The sequence below is a fragment of the Nostoc sp. ChiQUE01b genome (assembly GCF_034531255.1).
Taxonomy (GTDB): Bacteria; Cyanobacteriota; Cyanobacteriia; order Cyanobacteriales; family Nostocaceae; genus Nostoc.
Genome location: NZ_JAVRBM010000001.1, coordinates 383915 through 402750, shown reverse-complemented (window position 1 = coordinate 402750; position 18836 = coordinate 383915). Strand labels below are relative to the sequence as shown.

Below are 18836 nucleotides of genomic sequence, written 5' to 3'. Positions count from 1 at the left end.
GGTGGGGTGTTAGCGGACTTTTGCAAGAGACTCCATGAACAGAGTCCACAACGAAGTAATAAAAATATCTCTTTCCCAGTCCCCAGTCCCTATTTTCAAGGCAGGTCTATTAAAATCGCTCTGACAGATTACTAAAAGACGGGTGTAGTTGTCATATTCACTCGAGACTCTTCACGCACATGTCGTCCTGTAACTACCATCTTCACCCCATTAGCAGGCGCAAGTGCAAAACCTCGACGTTGAGGATGCTCTGGCCGCTTACCAGCTAGAGCAAGTTGATAGCCTGACAGTACTTTTGCTAATACTAGCTTCATTTCAAACATAGCCAAAGCTTCACCCATACAGCGACGAACTCCACCACCAAAGGGCAAGAATTCATAGGTAGAAAATTCGTGTTCTATAAACCGTTCTGGTTTAAATTGCTGAGGCTGCGGATATAAATCCTCACGCTGATGAGTCAGGTAAATACTGGGAACCAGTAACGTTCCAGAAGCTAAAGGATGTCCTAGTAGTTCACAGGGTTCTTGAACTATCCTGGGGAACGCGAACATTGCGATCGGGTGAATTCGCAATGTTTCATTACAAACAGCTGTGAGATAAGGTAGTTGGAAAATGCTCATCGGATCTGGGGAATCACCGAGGGAATCAAGTTCTTGAAGCAATTTCTCTCGGACTTTCGGTAAATGATGAATCCAATACAATCCCCAAGCCATTGCTGTTGCCACTGTTTCATGTCCTGCTACCATCAGTGTCATCAAATCATCACGCAACTCTTGATCTGTCATCGGATTACCCGCTTCATCCCGCGCTAACATCAGCAAGGATAAAATATCGATGCGATCTGGATTGGGTTCTTCCCGGCGTTGGGCAATTTCAGCGTAAAGCAATTCATAAATTTGTTGCCGTTGACGCAGAAACCATCCCCAAGGACTCCAAGCTCCTAAATCTTGTTGCAGGAAGGGGAAAAAAAGGAAGCTAGAAGTAAGAGGTGAGCTAAAGAGATCCAAAAGCAACGCCATTAAGCGCTTGATTTGGTCGTAACGTGCTCCCTTATGCAAGCCAAAGACAGCTTGTAAAATGATTTGCAGAGAAATTTCCTGCATTGCAGTACGAGCTAAGAAGGGCTGATTTAGCGGTAACTGACTAAAGACTTGTTCGGTGAGATTAGAAATCAAAGAACCGTAAGCTCGCATTCTGTTGCCATGAAAGGAAGGCATTGTGAGTTGTCGCCGCCGTTTATGGCGTTCACCGTTCAGCATCAGGAGTGAATATTCCCCGGCTAAGGGTTCAAATATTCTGTTCACTTTACCAACGAATAGAAACTTCTTCCGATCATTAGTGAAAATTTCTTTAATTGCTTGAGGATGGTTCACGAAAACCACAGTCTCTCCAAAACCAATTACCTCAGCAGTAAAAATGTCAGGATATTGCTGAACTGCATTTTCCATAAAACTAACGGGGTCTGCAACCCACTGGATTTTCTGGATTAAAGAGGGAGTTTTTAGTGGATTAGGTAGTTGCATTTGATTTTTCATACTGAAATTGCGTTATAGCAGGAGGCAGGAGGTAAAAACATTACTTTTCCAGACATTCACGCTTGTCATTATGTCCTAACCTATATGACTACGGCTATACTTTTGTATTGTTAGTTATGGAGTAATATTGATTAACTTTGAAGCAGTAAAATTATAGATGCTCCTAACCACCCTTTATAAAAATCGTTGGGAGCATCGTGAAAAATATTCGCTGAGATAGTATAGTTTTCCTTATAATGGTAGTAAAACTTTCATGTTTGAAAGTACTTGCATATTGCTTTGAGATTTATCTAACTCCAACGTTTCTACTAACTCTAGCCTTTCTATAGTTTGATAGCGATCGGAATTAAAGTACCAATCAAGATTGCCGCGTATCCAGGCATACATTCCTGATATATACTTTGCAAGTTCAGCATCTACTTCTTCTCCAAAAGATGGCAGACATGCTTCTAATTCGAGCAGTTCTCGTACTTCTTGATCGTGGATGTCGATCGCACGCTTAATCGCTATTTCTAAAGGTAGTTGCTGTTGATAGTACAATACTAATACTAGATTGTGAACATCACCACTTGCCATTTCTCTAGAATACGAGAAGATATCATTACACCAAGCAAGAATATTAATTGTCTTCTCCTTGAGTTTTTTAAAAATCTCGTGCTGTCGTAAAATGTTAGGAATCAGCAATTGATTGCAAAATTCAATTAATACGACAGTAAGATCCCCAGCCGAACTTAAGTTCCGTATTCTGATATAAGTATCAATATCCGGTATAATTTCCTGTGCGCGGTTACTTGCTTCCTGTACACATCCGGCGAAGTATTCCTCAAAGCTAAAAACAAAATGATGGAACCATTTTATGCTTCCTATCTGAAGCATCCGTTGTCGTAGGTCACTTAAAGCATAGCTAAGGTGTATATCGTTGCTTGTAAGTTCTGCCCCATTTAGGACTTCAATAAATCTTTGGTGAAAAAGCTTGAGTGCTTGAGGTTGTTGGCCTAAATCTGACATATCACATTGGTCATCCCAAATAAACAGCCAACTGAACAAATCACTGGCAATCTTGATTTTTTCTAAATCGCAGTCAGGATAAGCACCTGCTACTAGCTTAAAAAAATTTGACTTGGTGAAACGTCGATAAACTGATTCATTTGCCAGTAGGTTAAAGCGAGTTACCCATTCAAGAGCATACTCTTCTAAAACATCAACATGCTTATTGATATGGGATGAAAATGGGCAATATAAATCAGAGGAAAGTAGTTCCTTCATAAAAATATATTAGTTATAAGTAACTAACATAAAGTACAAGAGAATAAAATCAATAGACTCATAGAGAGCCTATAAAAGTTTTTGAAAAGAACTCACTGTCACACCACATATATACAGTGTGTAGATCATATTTACGTCACCGTACTGTTAGTAGTATGTAAATCTATATGAGTATTTTCAAACTTAAACAATATTGTTCTATATTAAAAAAAAAAAATAACCGTAAATATACGGTAATTGTCTAAAATGATATTTTTTTATAAAAAAAAGTTACATCTAGGAATACTCATGATAAACACTGTTGACTAAATCAAAAAATTAACTTATGGCATCAACAATATTTTTCTGGGTAGCGCTACTCTTATAAAAAGACAAGGGTAATAATGGCTAATTTCAGAGCGATCGCCTTTATAAAAGAGGATTTTAAACTTTGGTGAAAATTAAAATTGGTGATTGATGTCCATTAGCGATCGCCCCAACACCAAGCTATAGGCAATTTAGTGTGAGAATGTTGCTGTTATCAGAGTTTTTGGGAACTATAGGGTTGCCAGACGAGAGATTTGCAGTCAGTGTGCCAATAAAATAGAGGTGACTTAGCTGCGATCGCAGGCAATAGTGAATAATTAACAATGAGTTAAATTAATCTAAATACATGAACGAAAACCCAGATATGAGAATACTTTATGAACCAGAAGATAATTTAATCTTAGTAGTAGATGATACTACTACCAACTTAGAAATTGTCTTTAATATATTAAATAATGTAGGTTTTAAAGTTATCACAGAGAATGATGGAGAAAAAGCAATTAAACAGGTTGAATCTAGACTACCCGATTTAATTTTATTAGATGTAATGATGCCGGGAATAGATGGATTTGAAACTTGTAAAAAGCTGAAAAATAACTCAGAAACCTGTGATATTCCTATAATTTTTATGACGGCTAATTCTGATACTAATAGTAAAGTAAAGGGTCTAAATATAGGGGCAGTTGATTACATTACTAAACCCTTTCATGAAGAAGAATTATTAGCTAGAATTAAAACCCATCTGCAATTACGAAATCTCACAAAAACTTTAGAAAAACGAGTTTTAGAAAGGACATCAGCATTATCTAAGGCATTAAAAGACCTACAAGAGTCTCAACTTCAGCTTGTACAGACAGAAAAAATGTCTGCCCTTGGTCAATTAGTAGCAGGAGTTGCTCATGAAATTAATAATCCAGTTGGTTTCATTCATGGCAATCTTGGACACGCTTCAGTATATTTCCAAGACATGATTAAGATTATTGACCTCTATCAGCAGCACTATCCTAATCCAGTTTCAGAAATTCAAGAGGAAATTGCAGCGAGAGATTTGAAGTATATACTTGCCGATCTACCTAATTTAATTTCCTCAATGAAAGAAGGAGTTCAGCGCATTCGCAACATTAGTACCAGCTTGAGAACCTTTTCTCGAGCAGATAGCGATCGCAAAGTTTATTGCAATATTCATGATGGCATAGACAGTACAATTATGATTCTCAAACACCGTTTAAAAGCATCCGAAACTCGACCCGATATTCAAGTAATTAGAGATTATGATATCTTGCCCGAATTAGAATGTTTTATCGGACAACTAAATCAGGTATTTATGAATTTATTAGCTAATGCTATTGATGCTTTAGAGGAGTCTAATGTAGGACTTACCTATATGGAGATTGAAGCAAATCCTAATCAAATTTTGATTCAAACTACTCTTACTGAAAATAAAAATTATATCTTAATTAAGATTAAAGATAATGGCATAGGAATGTCGGCTGATATCCAACAAAAAATCTTTGACTATTTATTCACTACTAAGCCTGTGGGTCAAGGTACAGGATTAGGGTTATCAATTGCCCGTCAAATTGTTGTCGAAAAACATGGAGGAACTCTAGAGGTAAATTCATCTATAGGGCAAGGTTCAGAGTTTATTGTTAAACTTCCCATTTAATAATTATAGTAAGTTACGTTTATCAACATAATAAATAAATGTATGTTCAAGGCAGTAGTAGGTCACAGTAACGATCCAGATTCTCTTTCAGCAGTTGAAGAAGTTCTTCAGCAATGTACCAGTTCTCTTGCAGGAGATATACCAAAAGCTGGAATTATTTTTGCTGCAATTGACTTCGATCATTCTCTCATTTTACAGCAAATAGATCGGGCTTTTTCGGGGATTGAGTTGATTGGTGGAACAACAGATGGAGAAATTTCTTCAGTCTTAGAGTTTCAGCAAGATTCAATCACCTTGATGTTGTTTTGCTCAGACGAAATTGAAATTCATGCAGGAGTTGGACGCAAAGTTTCAGATGATCCAATTACTGCAACTAAACAAGCTGTGGATCAAGCCAAAGCAAAAAGTACCGCACCTCCAAAGCTATGCTTAACTCATCCAGAGAGCCTCACAACTAGTGGTGTCTCTATATTGAATGGCTTAAAGCTAGCTCTTGGTCAATATGTACCAATATTCGGTGGTTTAGCAGGCGATCAATCAAGATATCAAAGTACATATCAATTTTTTCAAACAGAAGTATTAAGTGATTCTGTACCAATTCTGCTTTTTTCCGGCACAATATTGTTTTCCCACGCTGTTGCAAGTGGTTGGCATCCCATTGGTCAAACAAGCAAAGTGACTAAAGTAGATAAAAATATAGTCTATGAAATAGATGGTAAACCAGCTTTAGATTTTTATCATCATTATCTAGGTTTGCTTCCTCCTTCAATGGAATATCCACTAGCAATCTTTGATGAGAATGAAAACAATTTTTATATAAGAGCACCTATTGCTTATAATCAAGAATCTAGGAGCATAACCTTTTTTGGAGATATTCCCGATCAAGCAATTATTCAAATTTCCGAAGCAGGTTATGAAGATATTTTGGCAGCTTCTAAAGCATCATTTATGAATGCTTTAGATAATTATCCTGGTACAGAACCAAGTGCTGTCTTATTTTTTTCATGTGTAGCTCGTCGGCAAATACTTGGTACTAGGGCAGAAGAAGAGTATCAGAATACGAAACTTTGTCTAACTGACTATTTACCTGCCTGTGGATTTTATTCTTATGGAGAAATTGCTCCTATAGATGGAATTAGCCAAACACTATTCCATAATGAAACTTTTGTAACTTTAATTTTGGGAAATCAGTAAAAGTTAATGGAAATATTAGATTACCAACAAGAAATTAAAGAATTAAAAAAAGCCAATCGAATTCTCCAAAAGAAATTAGATCGCTCTGAATCAGACCGGATAAAACTTGAAGAAACAAATCGAAAAAAAGAATGTTTGCTCAGAAGAGTAATTGATGAATTAAAGGAATATCAAAATAAGTTAGAAGAAAGAAGCCATGAGCTAGAAATAATGCTTCTTAATCTTCAGATAATGGAGAATAAGATGTCTACTTTGGGAAGCATGGTAGCAGATGTAGCTCATGAAATTAACAACCCAGTTGGCTTTATTGCAGGTAATCTGACTCCGGCTAAAGAGTATATTGATAATTTATTACATCTAATTGACCTTTATCAGCAGACCTATCCCAAAACATCTCAGCAAATTCAAGAAACAATCGAAATAATTGACCTAGAATACGTGCGCGAGGATCTACCTAAACTCATTTCCTCAATGAGAGAAGGTACAGATCGTATTTCCAAGATTAGCCACAGCCTACGAACTTTCTCTAGAGCAGATACAGAACAAAAAATTCTGTTTAATATTCATGAAGGTATTAACAGTACTCTCCTAATTCTCAAACACCGTTTACAAGCGAATAAGATTCGTCCTGCTATTCAAGTAGTTCAATATTACGAAGAAATTCCTCTAATAGAATGCTTTCCAGGACAATTGAATCAGGTATTTATGAATCTCTTGGCAAATGCCATTGATGCTTTAGATGAGTCTAATGCTGGAATGAGTTTTAATGATATTAAGCTAAATCCCAATCAAATTACAATTCATACTGCACTCACTGAAGATAAGAATCATGTCTTGATTCGGATTCAAGATAATGGAGTGGGAATATCGGCTGATGTTCAGCAAAAAATGTTTGATCATTTATTCACAACAAAACCTGTGGGAAAAGGAACAGGATTAGGATTATCAATTACTTATCAAATAATTGTCCAAAAACATAAAGGAACACTAGAAGTAAATTCTGTGTTAGGAAAAGGTTCTGAGTTTATAATCACTATACCTATTTATTAAATTAGTAAATATTTAAAATATTAAAACAGGTATTTAATATATTAGTAATTTAAAGTGACGGAATTATTCATATTTTATATTTTTTTATTAATTACGTTTTCAAAGCAACAAAGTTTATTTCTAAAAAACAAGAAAACTTGTATACTGGTTACTAAGATCGCAGAAGGGCAGAGGTGCAGAGGGGACGGGTTTTTGGGCTTTCTGCATAGAGAAAAGGAATTATAACTAATTAGCTGGACATGATATCACCCGTGAATCCATCCTGGATTTATGCAACGCCAGAATTTGTTATGGAGATTACTTTTCATTAGAACCAAAACAAAAGTAAACAGCAAATTCTCAGAATAAAAAGATTAAGTAGTGAATTTAGAGATATTTTGGGGAACTCTATAACTATACTTTCAAGATTGTATCTTCAAAATTTATGATCAATATACCCAAGCATTCAATAGCTACGCTTAATCTTTCTTTAGAACGCGATATATTTTTACGTACGCTAATCAGAGAATTATCTGGCACTTTGCAGGATGTAGTTGGTTTAGAAGAAGCTTCGGGATTTATTAGCGTCGTTGGTGAAAGGATGGGAAGGCAGATTAACCAAGATTATAAATCTGCCCTGGAAATCTCTAACCTTTCTCGTAAGCAGGTAGCTGATGTCTTGATTGATTTAAAAAAACGAATCCAGGGCGATTTTTATATTATTGAGCAGAATGATGAAAAAATTGTCTTTGGCAACCGTGTTTGCCCATTTGGCGACAAAGTACTTAATCGCCCTGCTATGTGCATGATGACTTCAAACGTTTTTGGAACGATCGCAGCTAATAATATAGGATATGCCAAAGTAGAATTGCAAGAGACCATAGCACAAGGTGCTTCTGGATGTAGAGTTATTGTTTACTTAAAACCTACAGAAGAGGCAGAAGATGCAGAAGGTCGAGAATACTTTAGGGGAATAGAATCTGTGTAAATCCTTCAGCATCAAACAAAATAGCTCCAGGATATAAGCTTAGTGCAGATATGTAAAGTAGAGTCAAACTGTGAAAGTTGAAGCCCCATGACTCCTGAACAATTTCTTGAACTTGCCAGAGTTTTACCAGAACCTTTACTCCTGGTGAGTGGAGATGGTCAGTTGTTAGCTACCAATCAACCAGTAGCAGATATGTTAGGGTTACGCCGTCAGGAACTGCGGGGAAAAATGCTCTTTGAGCTTGTAACTGAGTCTACCAATGATATTATCAACTACCTGCAAGCTTGTTCATGTAGCAGGGCAATGGTTATTGGCTCCTTGACTTTACGAAAGAATGATGGACAAACGTTAATATGTCGTAGTCAAGGAGCAGTTATTCAACCTTGGTCTCCTGAATCTTCAGCTTTAATTCTCTTACGCTTGGAAAATAGAACTTTAGCCACCAGTAATTTCGTTCTCTTAAACGAAAAAATCGATGAGTTAGCAAAAGAAGTTCAAAGACGTAAACAAGCGGAGGAAGCGCTTTGGAAAGCGAATCAAGAGCTAGAAATTCGGGTTGAGGAACGTACAACTACTTTACAAGAAACACTAAACGAACTACAACTTACCCAAACTCAGCTTATCCAAGCTGAGAAAATGTCTAGTTTAGGTCAGATGGTCGCTGGTATTGCCCATGAAATTAATAACCCTGTAAGTTTTATTTATGGGAACCTTCACCACGCTCATAAATACACTCAGGATTTACTGAAATTGGTAGAAATTTATCAACAACTTTGTCCAAATACTCCTCCAGAAATCCAAGATAAAGTAGAAGAAATAGATTTAGATTTTCTGATTCAAGATATAACTAAACTTTTCCACTCAATGAAAGTTGGAACAGAACGGATTCAGGAAATTGTTAAATCACTACGTAACTTTTCCAGACTTGATGAAGCAGAATTTAAGCAAGTTAATATTCATGAAGGAATTGATAGTAGTTTAATGATTTTAGAGCATCGCCTGCAAGCTAGGCATGAGTACCCAGAAATCAAAGTCATCAAAAAATACAGTCAACTGCCGAATGTAACTTGTTATCCTGGTCAACTCAACCAAGTGTTTATGAATATTCTTGCTAACGCGGTCGATGCATTGGAAGCTTCGGTGCTCAACGGTCAGTGGTCAGCAGTAAATCCACAAACAACTGACAATCAAAAACTGATAAATAATAATCCCCAAATTCAAATTAAAACTGAGCTAATCGATGAAAAATGGATAGCAGTTAGTATTGCTGATAATGGTTTGGGGATAAATGAACAAGTTCGCTCAAAGCTATTTGATCCGTTTTTTACCACTAAAACTGTGGGCAAAGGCACTGGACTAGGACTATATATAAGTTATCAGATTATAGTTGAAAAACATAAGGGAGAACTTAACTGTTTTTCTATTCAAGGAAAAGGTGCAGAATTTGTAATTAAGATACCTGTTAACTTAGTCTAATAAAAAGTCCGTTGCATTTGCTGATAGGATGCAAGGGCTTTGTACTTTCAAGCTTTTCTCAATATTAAGTTAAACAATATTGACAAACGCCTGTCTGCTCATTAGCAAACAGGCGTGTCTTTGAGTACAAAGTTTAGTTGAGATTCGGGTTATTAACTCTTAGCAGTAGAATCAACTGAGGGTTGAGACTGACTAACCGAATCTAATTTTGGTAAAAGCAGGAGATTTTCTGCTTTTAGATTACTGTTGATTGTTGCTTGCAAAAATGGGGTATGGGAAATGGAATTATTAGCCAATGTAAACAGTGGATTTGATAAAATCCCTGCTATGGAAGTGGCAATTAATGTTACTATCAACCCGACCTGTAAAGGTCTTAGCCCAGGCAAATCCCAACGCACTTGTGGATAATTCTTCACCACGTCGGACATTTCATGGGGTTCTTTGACTACCATCATCTTAACTACGCGAATGTAGTAGTAAATGGAGACGACGCTGGTGACTAAGCCCAACAAAACTAACCAATAAAGTCCTGCTTGCCAACCAGCCCAGAATAAGTAAATCTTGCCGAAAAACCCAGCTAATGGTGGAATACCACCCAAGGAAAGCAAGGAGATACTCAAACCCAGTGTTAGCAGTGGGTCTTTTTGATATAAGCCAGAGTATTCGGCAATCTGGTCGGTTCCCGTCCGCAGTGAGAATAGGATAATACAAGTAAAACCGCACAGGTTCATGAATAGGTAAACCAGTAGGTAAAATATCATACTGGCGTATCCTGCCTGTGTGCCAGCAATCAAGCCAATCATCACAAACCCAGCTTGGGCAATGGATGAATAAGCTAGCATCCGTTTCATGCTGGTTTGAGCTAGGGCGACTACGTTACCCAGAATCATGCTGAGAACGGCTAGAGCTGTGAAGACAAACCTCCACTCATCAGCAACAAGGGGGAAGGCTGTTGTCAGCAAGCGAATGGCTAGGGCAAACCCAGCGGCTTTGGAACCGACAGATAAAAAGGCAATGACTGGGGTGGGAGCGCCTTCATAAACGTCTGGTGTCCACTGGTGAAAGGGTGCGGCGGAGATTTTGAAGCCAATACCTGCGATCGCAAAAACCAGGGCAATCACTAAACCTAAAGATTGTCCCACTTTCGCTGTTGCAATGCCATTAGCGATCGCACTTAGTTCAGTTTGTCCTCCAGATAGTCCATACAGCAGTGATACACCGTACAAAAATATTGCTGTACTGGAAGCTCCAATTAACAAGTATTTCAGCGCCGCTTCATTAGAACGGGGGTCACGCTTGGTATAACCTGTCAATAGATAAGAGGAAATACTCAGGGTTTCTAGGGAGATGAAAATCATCACCAACTCACTAGCCCCGGATAAAAACATTCCTCCCAAAGTAGCACTCAGCAAAATAGCGAGAAATTCTCCTAAAGCGGTGCCGCTCTGCTCAACGTAGCGAATTGACATCAGTATAGTCACAGCCGCAGACAAGGCAATAATACCGCGAAAGACAATACTCAGGTCGTCACCGTTAAAACCACCGCTAAAAGAGATGGGATTGGGAGAGTCCCATTGAAAATATAGGGCGACTATCGAAGCAAATAAACCTGCGATCGCTAGATATCCGATCCAGCGTGCGGATGTACGCCCCAAAATCAAATCAACAATCAAAACCCCCAAGAGGGTGAGAATAACAATCCCCTCTGGCAAAATCGTTCCAGCGTTTAGCTGGGATGCAACATTAGCAAAATCCATGAGATGTATAGGTTTTGGCGATTAGACATTAAGGCTAACTCTACGTTCACTCTAGCAAGTTTTCTAATCCCCGGACTAGCTCTTTTAACAAGAGCTTAACAGCTTAGGTGCAGATGGCGATTGCCTACGGCACGCTACGCGATCGCACCAACCTTAATACTTTACCAGCAGCTTTCTCAGTATCCAGGGATTCACTTAACAACTTTCCTACTTCGTTTTTCAGGCGTGACTTTTAGCAAATATCATAAATAATTATGCTGCAACCAGTGCGATCGCTATATACAAAAAGCTCATAAAATTAATAAGGGCACAGCAATGCTGTGCCCCGACATATTCATAACTCCTAACTTTATTAAAAATCGACTGATGGCAGCTTGCCTTGTAGCGACTGAAATTTAGACTGAACACAGTTAGCACAATTGCAACCAACTCGATCGATTATCGGATTAGATGTTGGAATCAAGTTTGGTGTTGCCAGACCGGGAATTTGTTGTGTAGATACTACCGTCATAATTTGGGTAGCGTAAGCAGATTTTAGGCTGGATGCATTTGCTGGATTGACTATCAACATCATAGATACCAGAAATGCGGGGCAGGCAAGTAAAATTAGTTTGAGAATGTTCATAATTTACACAAATATACCTTTGCTGATATAGCATAGCCAATAAATTGCCCAGGTTCAACTTTAATTAGTGAGTATTGCTTAACTACGCCCGAATCCCTGACCTCACAAAACCTTTGACCATACAACTAATTCGCCCTGTTCACCTCCTGCGGCTAGTAACTTACCTTGGGGATGCCAAGCTAGGCTAGAAAATCCTCCAGAGACACCTGTGATAATTTGGGATACTTCCTTGGCTTTGTTCCACAAACACAACCAGCCATCAGCAGCAGCAGAAGCGAGAAGGAAGCTTTTGGGTGCAAAGGCGATCGCATTGATTACACCCACATGATTAGTTAAGACTCGCGCTTCCCAACCTAAAGAATCATCCTCTAGCTTTTCCCACACCACAATACCTTCAACGCTAGAAGATGCCAGTATTGGCGCACCTACTTTTGTCATAGCTTCTGACCATGCCAATTGGCGAATTTTACCAGGGAAGCCACGCATCACCCAAGGATCGGGGTTGTTCCATTCCAAAACGGTGACACTACGATCCATGTTGCCAGAAGCCAGGAATTTGCCATCGGGCGACCAAGCCATCGCTAAACTGACAGTAGTCATATCTAAGCTGTATGGTTCTTCATCCCAGTTTTGACTATGCCAAATTTTGACTCCCTTGTAACCACCAATGGCCAAATACTGCCCATCAATGCGCCAATCTATACCCAAGACTGAAGAGTTGTCGAAATTCAGCGTCACGACAATTTCACGAGTATCTGCATCCCAGACTTGGACGTAACGCCCCAAACTAAAAGCCAGTTGGTTACTGGTGTAATTCCAAGCTAGCTTGTCAACCCATGCGGGGGCATTTTCCAAGGTGGCGATTAATTCAGTGTCGCGCCAAATTTTCACCTGTCCATCTTGTCCGCCAACAGCTAAAAATTTGCCATCTGGGGAAAATGCCAGACAGTCTACTGATTTACCGTTACCAGTTTGTAAAGTTGTGAGTTCGCCATCATTCCACAGAACTACTTCACCGGCGGCGGAAGTTGCTGCTAAAGTTTTACCTTGTGGCGACCAAGCGATCGCAGTTACATAATCTGAAAGTGTCCCCGAATAGTGTTGTTCAAATTCCTTAGATTTGGTTGTGGAGTTCATAGTTATGTAGAGAAGTTAGGAGTTAGGAGTTAGGAGTTAGGAGTTAGGAGTTAAGAATTTTTAACTCATAACTCATCACTCATAACTCCTAACTCGCTTTTTAAGCTAGACAAGCGAGAAAATCTTGCTTGAGTTGGGCTGCATCAAGGTTACGACCGATGAAGACTAGTTCGTTTTTGGGGGTTTCGCTGGGTTTCCAAGGGCGATCAGGTTTGCCATCAAATATCATGTGTACTCCTTGGAATACAAATCGATTATCTTCTCCAGCAATATTTAAAATGCCTTTCATCCGAAAAATATCTGGGCCTTGGGTACGCAGTAACTCCGAAAGCCAAGTGTTTAATTTTTCTCCATCGACTGCACCTGCTTCTACTAAAGCCACAGAAAAGACAGTTTCATCGTGTACATGGGCATCTTCGCCTAAAAAATCTGGCTCAATTTCTAATGCACGATCTAAATCAAAGGCTTTTACACCCAACAAAGCATCCATTCCTAGTTCAGAATTTTGGGTACGGTAGATTTTTGCGATCGCATTCATCGCCCGAATCCGTTTTTCTAATTCATCTAATTCTTTTGGTGCTACCAAATCTGTTTTATTAAGTAAAATCACATCGGCAAAAGCAATCTGTTCTTGGGCTTCGTCTGCATCCCAATGCTGCGAGATATGCTTGGCATCTACGACTGTCACCACCGCATCTAGAGACAGTTGGCTTTGCAAATCTTCATCCACAAAAAATGTCTGAATCACTGGTGCAGGATCGGCTAATCCAGTTGTTTCAATTACTAAATGGTCAAATTTATCGCGCCGCTTCATCAAATTGCCAATGATCCGAATTAAATCGCCACGCACTGTACAACAGATACAGCCGTTGTTCATTTCAAATATTTCTTCATCAGCATCGATAATCAATTGATTATCAATACCCACTTCCCCAAATTCATTGACAATCACAGCAACTTTTTTGCCGTGTTCGTAGGTGAGGATGTGATTGAGTAGAGTCGTTTTACCTGCTCCCAAATAACCTGTAAGAACAGTAACGGGAACTGAATCTGTGATTACGTCAGCCACCATACTCTAAATTCCTCTCGTCTCACCTTATGGATAATCATTATCGCCCATGATAAATCTTTTTCTATTTTTGTGCGAACTTGCTGTTATTTTGGGTTTTAGCAAAATCATTACATAATTTAATTCCGAAGCACTTTATTTTTGTGCATCTGTAATAAGTAATAAATATTCATGAGTTGGCATAGCTTGGTAGGAATATTGCATCCAAGCTAGTCCACTCTGCCGTATGTTGCAGGTTAGTAGCTTGACAATATGAGGAAATCTATGATAATCATCACATAAAAAACTATACTTTGATGGAGAAGCGTGGTGGTTTTAAGAAACACTACCTGCTCGAAAAAGCAAGTAACTCAAACAGGTCAAGCATCTGCATCTATTCCAGTCAGCTTTTTAGTTAAATTTCAAGTAGCGTTAGAAATTTCATTTTTATGCCTTTGGTTATCTATGTTGCCGATGGGCAACGCCTGGGGGCAAAAAATGGAGCGCACACTGTATGTCTCAAGCTACCAAGAACCAAACCGGAACTATTGTGGCTTTGAAAGAACAGCTAGAGCTAGGCAAAGAATTGGTTCACAAGCTGTTTCTGACTTAGTTAAAGCCTTACAAAACCGGGATACAAAACTGCGTGCCGATGCTGCTCACTTGTTGGGAAGCATTGATAAAAAAGGAGCTAGTGAGGTAATTCCAAACTTAATTACCGCCTCAAAAAATGATCCAGATGCGGAAGTTCGCGTTTGTGCTGTCTCAGCTTTGATTAGCATTGCTGGCAAAGACTTAAATAAATCTACCCCTGAAGTGAAAGCAGTTATCCCCGTTGTCATTGCAGCAGTAAAAGACAGTGATACGGAAGTACGTTTAGCTGCGCTTATGGCTTTCCAATCTATGAGTTTTACTTATTCTAGCGATGACAACTTTAACGTTAAACTCACAAACGAACTGAAAGCGGCAATTCCCGTACTCATGGAAACACTCAAAGATGACAACGAGCAAGTGCGATCAAGTGCTACTAGTGCTTTGAGCAATATGGGGCGAGATACAACATCGCTAGTTCCTGTAATTATCCAAGCATTGAAAGACAAAAATGATTTGGTTCGTATAGGTGCTATCTCTGTGTTAGGAAGGGTTGGTATTTGGGAACGCAAGAGTGAAGAAGTAGCAAAAGTCGTGCCTGCGCTGATCACAGCTTTGAAACAGGATAAAAATGCACAAGTTCGCTCAAATGCTGCCTATGCTTTCAAATTCATCGGTGAAAAAGCAGCAACCACAGTAGTCCCGGTGCTTATTGAAGCTTTGAAAAATGATTTGGACTTTCAAGTTCGTTCAAGTGCTGCCTCTGCCTTAGAAAGCATGGGGGAAAAAGCAGCAACAGCCGTCCCGGTGCTTATTGAAGCTTTGAAGAAACCGGAGCTTAGATATAATGCAGAAGAAGCTTTGGGAGGCATCGCTGAAAGCTGGCAAGATAACGCAACTAGGCTATCTAATCAAGAAGTGGATCTCGCCATATCCTACTTAGAAACGGCTTTAAATATTGCAGAAAATCCCAAGTCTGAGTATGCAAATTTATTTGGATTTGCAGAAGAAAAAAAACGTCTGCGTCGCTCTCTTAATTTCCTCAAAAAAGAAAAAGATTCCCGCTTGTTTTCTAAAACCCGCCCAAGGTAGGGAAGCAGCAGTAGCTTGAACTGATTTTAATCTCGCACCAAGGCGCAAAATAATTCTTTACGTCTTGGTATGAGGATTGAATTTTATCAGGAGAACAAAAAATCTTGAACTGCTTCTAAAACAACTGCTGGGTATTCTTCATGTAGTCCCAGAGAACCAGGAATGACAACGCTTTTCACTCCTGGTAAGGCTACCAAAGCGTTCATTTCTTCTCGTGATTTGGGAGGACTAGATTCCCCAATTACTACCATGAGCGGTACGGTTAAAGACTGCACAAGTCCCAGAAAATCAGATTGTTCGTGTACAGCATCAAGATTGCCAGTTACAAAGGCAGCAGATGCAAATCGCGCTCCTGGTTGTTGAGTCGTGTGCCACTTCTTCTCGATGAAACTGGGTGTAATTTTAGCCGCGTCAGTAAATACATGACGGCGATACATAAAACTTAAGAAAGATTGGGTAGTGTTGAGTTTGTAGAGAGCTTGACCAAGTATAGGCGATCGCACCAATTCTCTCACAATTCCAGCTATTTGCTGACTTGCCCCCATTGTCGGCAAAGGGCCACGCCAAGTAGGAGCTAGCAATACAATCCGTGAGAAAGCAGCCTGCTGTTTGACAGCTAATTGTAAAACATAACTAGCAGCATGACCAGCCGCTACCACAGTAATGGGAGTATTAAAAACAGCTTTGACAAAATCTTCCAGAAATTGCTGATATATTTCTGGTCGATAATTCAAACTAGGGCGAGAAGATTCACCAAAACCTGGCCAGTCTACGGCTATAACTTGAAAATTGGGAGCTAGTAACTTGGCAAGTTCGCCTACTTCCAAACGCGTCGAAACACTGCTGAAAGCTGGTAGTAGCAATAGCGGTGAACCCTTACCGAGGGTTTCATAAACAACGCGCAATTGTTGATTTTCCCAGTTCCAGATATGTTCTTGAACCACTCCACCAAAGCCAGTAGCAGCAGAGGTAGATAATAAATTTGTTGACATAAGACTAAATTTTGTCATTTGTTATTTGTCATTTGTCATTTATCCTTTGTCCTTTGTCATTTGTCTTTTACTAATGACTAATGACCAATGACTAATGACTAATGCCGAATGACCAAGTTTAGTTAGATATATCTAATTTACATTCCAACGCTTTTTTTTTGCATGGTTTTAAAAATATTGTAAAAACCATTAGCGCGGGAAGGTGTCAGGCTAACATTTAAACCTGTTTCTTGAATAAAATCTGGAGTAAGTTGCACAATTTCAGTTGGCGTTAGTCCATTTAATCCCTCTATCAGAAGTCCTACTAATCCTTTGGTTAACTGGGAATCGGAATCGCCCTGAAATACAACTTTACCATCATCCAAAGCTGCGGTGATATAAACTTGAGACACGCAACCAGGAACTTTATTTTCGGGTAATTTATCAGCTTCTGGGAACTCATTGAGCTTCTGAGCATACCAGATTAGCTGTTCATAGCGTCGCTTCGGTTCGGAAGCACGTTGAAAGCGCTGGACAATTTTAGCGAGCGCAGGTGGCAAAGAATCTAGAGTTGAGGACATAAACAGAAGCTGAAAACGATCGGTATCTCCTTGAGTGTAGATTATCTTTAGAGCGATGCCTACGGCGGGCTACGTCTACGCGCCTCCAGTTCGCTTGGCATTATCAAGCTTGCCATTACTGACTATAATTTATCAAATCCAGCTAATTACTGCGATCGCATCCCCATCGTCCAGGTTTTTTAATGCGTCTAATCACAAAAACTTAATTTTATTCTAAATAGAAACCCTGATTCCTTTGTAGTATATTCTCTGCGTACCTCTGCGCTTACCTTTGCGTCCCTCTGCGTTTAAATTTCAACCCTCAATTTTCTCCGATTCGACAATACAATGCCTACAGCGGACTGCGCTTACGCACTTACAAAATTAGCTGCAAGTAGATTTAACTAAGCAGCTAGATAATTATCAACAATTAAAAATTAAAAATCAAAAAAAATTCTGATTTTTAATTTTTAATTTCTTTCCCTTGAGGATTAATTTGTAGTTTGTGCAGCTAGCATCTGCTTCAGCTTTTCTAATTCCGAAGCCCAACGAGGATCTGGACGAATAGCGTCTGAATCGGTGGTTGTAGTGCTGCTTTCACGAGAACCTCCGCCACCGCCGCCACGACGAGGCTTCTTAGAGCTTTTCTCACGACGGCTACCTTCTCTGTTAGGGCTAGGAGTCGGGGTACTATTACTCGCAAGAGTAACTGGTTTAGGAGCTTGCTCGTCACCCTCTTCACCCTTTGTCCGAGGTAATGCCTTCTCTAGCTTAATCGGAGTATCTTTGAACATCTGACCATTATACTTTTCAATAATTTCGTCAGCTTGTTCATCATTGTTGACTGTAAGAAAACCGAAACCACGACATTTGCCAGTTTTGCGGTCTTTAATTAATTTAGTAGTTACAGCATCACCTTCTGCTGCAAAAACGGCTTGTAGATCTTGACGATCTATTTCATCTTTAGGCAAATTACCTATATATAGGCGAACGGACATGAACTATACCTCCAGAGTTGAATGAACATGGCAAGGCAAGAAAACAATCACTTAGCTTTAGCTTTTAAATAGATGCTATTGACCAAGACTGCCATAAACCAATTTTTTTGCTCGAAACTGTCAACCTATACAACAATACAGTTTTTCGTCGGGATCAAGCTTATTTAATCCAAAGGCTCACACTATGGTGAGCTAATAACACCTTAATTTTAAGAATTGTAAATTTAATAGCCTATTGCCTGCTAAAGTACACGCTTTCTTTTATGCCCTTGTTCGCAGAATCAAATACCATTCCTTACATTACCACGGTATTTTCTACGTAGCTAGTTTAGCGCATATATTTCCGACATTAGTATTACTGCATCGTAACATAAAAGACATTTTTTTATTCAAGTGAGCATATTTTGAAACAAAAACCAGCCAGTGGCTGGTTAATTTGCTGCTGTGTTGGGAGGATAAAAAGGTATAGAGCGGGGGAAAAGCACCTAAATCCACAACTAAGCGGTGATGCTGAGTTATGTCAGTTGCTCTTGTTTGTGTAAATAAATGTAACACTTGTGAAAAAATCCTGCAACTTTTCTTTACATTTCGATTTGT

The 18836-nt window shown here is 39.1% G+C and carries 15 protein-coding genes and 1 pseudogene; 6 read left to right on the top strand and 10 right to left on the bottom strand.

What is annotated here, in order from left to right:
- Positions 1-131: 131 nt before the first annotated feature.
- On the bottom strand, positions 132-1523 hold the full coding sequence (locus RMY63_RS01710; protein ID WP_322727048.1) for a cytochrome P450: 1392 nt from the start codon (positions 1521-1523) through the stop codon (positions 132-134).
- Between the two features lie 243 nt (positions 1524-1766).
- Positions 1767-2801, bottom strand: coding sequence for a terpene synthase family protein (locus tag RMY63_RS01705; protein ID WP_322727014.1), 1035 nt, complete (start codon positions 2799-2801; stop codon positions 1767-1769).
- Between the two features lie 652 nt (positions 2802-3453).
- Here RMY63_RS01705 and RMY63_RS01700 point away from each other — a divergent pair.
- The 5 genes from RMY63_RS01700 (at position 3454) to RMY63_RS01680 (ending at position 9460) form a co-directional block, all read left to right on the top strand.
- Positions 3454-4773 carry a response regulator gene (locus tag RMY63_RS01700; protein ID WP_322727013.1) on the top strand — a complete coding sequence of 440 codons (1320 nt, stop codon included), beginning with the start codon at positions 3454-3456 and terminating at the stop codon, positions 4771-4773.
- A 42-nt stretch (positions 4774-4815) separates the two neighbouring features.
- Complete coding sequence (locus RMY63_RS01695) at positions 4816-5967, top strand: FIST signal transduction protein (protein ID WP_322727012.1); 1152 nt, start codon at positions 4816-4818, stop codon at positions 5965-5967.
- Between the two features lie 6 nt (positions 5968-5973).
- Complete coding sequence (locus RMY63_RS01690; RefSeq protein ID WP_322727011.1) at positions 5974-7017, top strand: sensor histidine kinase; 1044 nt, start codon at positions 5974-5976, stop codon at positions 7015-7017.
- A gap of 424 nt (positions 7018-7441) precedes the next feature.
- Positions 7442-7984 (top strand): methanogen output domain 1-containing protein, encoded by a 543-nt coding sequence (locus tag RMY63_RS01685; protein ID WP_322727010.1) that lies wholly within the window; start codon positions 7442-7444, stop codon positions 7982-7984.
- Between the two features lie 87 nt (positions 7985-8071).
- Positions 8072-9460, top strand: a complete 1389-nt coding sequence (locus RMY63_RS01680) for an ATP-binding protein (RefSeq protein WP_322727009.1) — start codon at positions 8072-8074, stop codon at positions 9458-9460.
- Between the two features lie 152 nt (positions 9461-9612).
- Here RMY63_RS01680 and RMY63_RS01675 read toward each other — a convergent pair whose 3' ends face one another.
- The 4 genes from RMY63_RS01675 to RMY63_RS01660 form a co-directional block, all read right to left on the bottom strand.
- Positions 9613-11217 (bottom strand): NAD(P)H-quinone oxidoreductase subunit N, encoded by a 1605-nt coding sequence (locus RMY63_RS01675; RefSeq protein WP_322727008.1) that lies wholly within the window; start codon positions 11215-11217, stop codon positions 9613-9615.
- A gap of 352 nt (positions 11218-11569) precedes the next feature.
- Complete coding sequence (locus RMY63_RS01670; protein WP_322727007.1) at positions 11570-11842, bottom strand: hypothetical protein; 273 nt, start codon at positions 11840-11842, stop codon at positions 11570-11572.
- A gap of 102 nt (positions 11843-11944) precedes the next feature.
- A complete protein-coding gene (locus RMY63_RS01665) occupies positions 11945-12979 on the bottom strand; it encodes a hypothetical protein (protein WP_322727006.1) in 1035 nt (344 codons plus the stop codon).
- 100 nt (positions 12980-13079) lie between these two features.
- On the bottom strand, positions 13080-14051 hold the full coding sequence (locus tag RMY63_RS01660; protein WP_322727005.1) for a GTP-binding protein: 972 nt from the start codon (positions 14049-14051) through the stop codon (positions 13080-13082).
- A gap of 303 nt (positions 14052-14354) precedes the next feature.
- On the opposite strand from RMY63_RS01660, the gene RMY63_RS01655 reads away from it, so the two are divergent.
- Positions 14355-15710: a HEAT repeat domain-containing protein gene (locus tag RMY63_RS01655; RefSeq protein ID WP_322727004.1), complete on the top strand. Its 1356-nt coding sequence runs from the start codon at positions 14355-14357 to the stop codon at positions 15708-15710.
- Positions 15711-15796: 86 nt separating this feature from the next.
- Here the strand turns inward: RMY63_RS01655 and RMY63_RS01650 are convergent, their stop codons facing one another.
- The 4 genes and pseudogenes from RMY63_RS01650 to RMY63_RS01635 form a co-directional block, all read right to left on the bottom strand.
- Positions 15797-16702, bottom strand: a complete 906-nt coding sequence (locus RMY63_RS01650) for an alpha/beta hydrolase (RefSeq protein WP_322727047.1) — start codon at positions 16700-16702, stop codon at positions 15797-15799.
- Between the two features lie 118 nt (positions 16703-16820).
- Positions 16821-17262 (bottom strand): annotated as a pseudogene (locus RMY63_RS01645) (SufE family protein).
- Positions 17263-17732: 470 nt separating this feature from the next.
- Positions 17733-18239 (bottom strand): RNA-binding protein, encoded by a 507-nt coding sequence (locus RMY63_RS01640; protein WP_322727003.1) that lies wholly within the window; start codon positions 18237-18239, stop codon positions 17733-17735.
- 315 nt (positions 18240-18554) lie between these two features.
- Positions 18555-18836: hypothetical protein (locus RMY63_RS01635; protein WP_322727002.1), on the bottom strand; the 282-nt coding region annotated here is incomplete at its 5' end.